The organism is Rhodococcus sp. ARC_M5, from assembly GCF_022810405.1.
GTDB classification, from domain to species: domain Bacteria; phylum Actinomycetota; class Actinomycetes; order Mycobacteriales; family Mycobacteriaceae; genus Rhodococcoides; species Rhodococcoides navarretei.
In genome coordinates this window covers 1-1587 of the sequence record NZ_JALGQE010000044.1, presented here as the reverse complement: position 1 = coordinate 1587, position 1587 = coordinate 1, and the positions used below count along the sequence as shown (strand labels likewise).

Here is a 1587-nt window from a genome sequence, read left to right as displayed (position 1 = left end):
AGGTGATGGCCGGGCCGAGGTGCAGTGTTGGAATCAGTGTCGGTTCTGTAGGCTTGGAGCCTACGTATCCGACATTTGATGGAGGTAACTGTGACGACAAGCGATGTGCGACGCCGTCATGCCGGGTTACCTCCCGCGTTTGCACGGCTTCCGATGCGGATGGTGCGAGCCGCGACAGCGGCCGATGTCTACGCGCACCCGCGAGCCGAGCTTGCGCGGCTGACGGACCTGGGCCTGCTGCACCGAGTGGCGACGGGCTTCTACGTGGCCGTGCCCGACGATCGGGTCGGGACCGAGTGGATGCCTGGCCTGGAGGCTGCAGCAGTTGGTATCGCTGTCGCGGCGTACGGCCGCGATGACGCTGTGGTGATGGGTATCAGCGCAGCGCGGTTGCACGGTGTTCTTCCGCGTGCGTTGGCGACGGCTGTGGTGGCTGTGCCGACGCGACACGATCCGATTCGGTTGGTGGATCGGCCGGCGTTGGTTCGGTTCGTCGTGCGCGACACCGCACGTCTGGATGCGGAGCGTATCGATACCGAGTTGGGTCCGGTGTTGGTGACGACTGCGGAGCAGACGGTGTTGGATCTGGTAAAGCGTCCGGGTCTCGGTGACGCCGAGGCTGAGGTGTGGCCGGCGGTGGAGCAGTTGTATCGACGGTGCGATCCGAAAGTGTTAGCCGAGATCGCTGGGGCTCAGAAGATGCGAATGACGTTGACGCGGCTGCAGGCTCGGTTGGGGGAGAAGTAGTGAATCCCCGCGAGTTGGCCTCGGTGGCCGCGCAATTCGGTGTCGCGCGTGCACAGGTCGAGCGGGATCACCTGATCTCGCACCTGCTCGGCTATCTGAGTGCGCATTTCGCGGATCGGATTGTGTTCATCGGCGGAACAGCCTTGGCTCGAACCCATTTGGTCGATGGTCGTCTCAGTGAGGACATCGACCTGATTGCGGTCGGTTCCAGATCGGAGGTCGCTCGTGATCTCGACCGCGCTCTCCCACGCGCGGTGATGCGCAGCCACGGGCGTCTGGTGTGGGATCCTGCGATCAGCGAGGTGCCTGAGCGCCTCGGTGCAGTGTTGAGGTCGCAGTCCGGACTGGCGGTCAAGGTGCAGTTGCTGTCGGCGGAAGGTCGCCCAGCATGGCCTCTGGAGAACCGGCGACTCGAACAGCGGTTTGAGGATGCACCGGGAGCTGAGTTGACGGTGCCCACGCGGCCCGCCTTCGTTGCGGGTAAGACGGCCACCTGGTGTGATCGGCGGGCGTCGCGTGATCTGTGGGACTTGTGTGCACTCACTCGGATTGGCGCATTCGAGCCGGCAGTGGCCGATTTGTATCGGAGGTTCGGGCCCACGAACAAGCTGCCAGGGCAGTGGCAATTCGCGGACATACCGACCGAATCCGATTGGTTGAGTCAGTTGTCGGGGCAGACGCGGCTGATCGTGACAGCGCGCGAAGCGGCAAACCTTGTGGCCCGGGCATGGCAGGCGCTGGCGACACGTTAGTCCTGCAGTCGCATGAAACAGTCTTGCGGTAAAGGCCCGCAACTCAGGCAGTCTGCGAGCGAATTAGGCTGTGCTGCCGAATATTCGA

Annotated in this window: 2 protein-coding genes; both read left to right on the top strand. The window is 63.6% G+C overall.

Annotation, left to right across the window (positions count from 1 at the left end; translation table 11 throughout):
- Positions 1-153 precede the first annotated feature (153 nt).
- Complete coding sequence (locus MTX34_RS25445; RefSeq protein ID WP_094662028.1) at positions 154-747, top strand: type IV toxin-antitoxin system AbiEi family antitoxin; 594 nt, start codon at positions 154-156, stop codon at positions 745-747.
- Positions 747-1499, top strand: a complete 753-nt coding sequence (locus tag MTX34_RS25440) for a nucleotidyl transferase AbiEii/AbiGii toxin family protein (RefSeq protein ID WP_094662030.1) — start codon at positions 747-749, stop codon at positions 1497-1499. Before MTX34_RS25445 ends, MTX34_RS25440 begins: the two co-directional genes overlap by 1 nt.
- Positions 1500-1587 lie beyond the last annotated feature (88 nt).

Coding starts and splice junctions, on each gene's coding strand:
- MTX34_RS25445 (WP_094662028.1), top strand. CDS start 154: ATGCGGATGGTGCGAGCCGCGACAGCGGCCGATGTCTACGCGCACCCG.